This is a genomic window from Staphylococcus sp. HMSC072B07, from assembly GCF_001815505.1.
Taxonomy (GTDB): domain Bacteria; phylum Bacillota; class Bacilli; order Staphylococcales; family Staphylococcaceae; genus Staphylococcus; species Staphylococcus simulans.
In genome coordinates this window covers 1-643 of the sequence record NZ_KV820909.1, presented here as the reverse complement: position 1 = coordinate 643, position 643 = coordinate 1, and the positions used below count along the sequence as shown (strand labels likewise).

At 33.7% G+C, this 643-nt stretch carries 1 protein-coding gene; it reads right to left on the bottom strand.

The window, feature by feature from the left end; genetic code table 11:
* Positions 1–643 (bottom strand): transposase (locus HMPREF3031_RS05995; RefSeq protein ID WP_142351313.1); only part of this gene is annotated, 643 nt, incomplete at both ends.

Below are 643 nucleotides of genomic sequence, written 5' to 3'. Positions count from 1 at the left end.
TATTTTTCAAGGCAGTTTCAAAAGCAGCTTTATTGTTTTCTTTCAATGTGGATCTTAACTCATTTACGAGTGTATGTGTGTTTAAAAGTCTTTCGTCAAAACTCAGTAAGTGTTCGACAACACCTTTCGGTGTTTTCCATTGTTTATATAAAGGCATCTTACTGTAAACAAAAGCTTCAAGTTGTTCATATGGTTTTAAAAGAATCTTCCAGTAGCGCTTGTACTTGTTGTATAGAGGTCTTTCAGTTGTTCTGAAACTATTCATAACTGTTACTCGAGTCATGTTCAAGGCTCTATTTAAAGACTGAACAATATGGAAACGATCTATTAGAATTTTGGCATTAGGAAAAACTTCTCTGATCAAAGCCATATAAGGTTCGTACATATCGATAGACACTGTTTTCACACGTTTTCTTTCAGAAAGAGGATAACGATAGAAATAGTTTTTCAAAGCAAATAACCTACGGTCAGGCACAATATCAATAATACGGTGTGTTACTGCGTCTGCATAAATAAAACTCATTTTACCGACAACATTTTTAACACTTTTGAACTCATCCATCATCAAGTGTTCCGGTAAATATTTAAACGGTGTTTGAGCTATTTGAGAAGCAGCTTTATTAATTATTCGAGTAACTGTGGA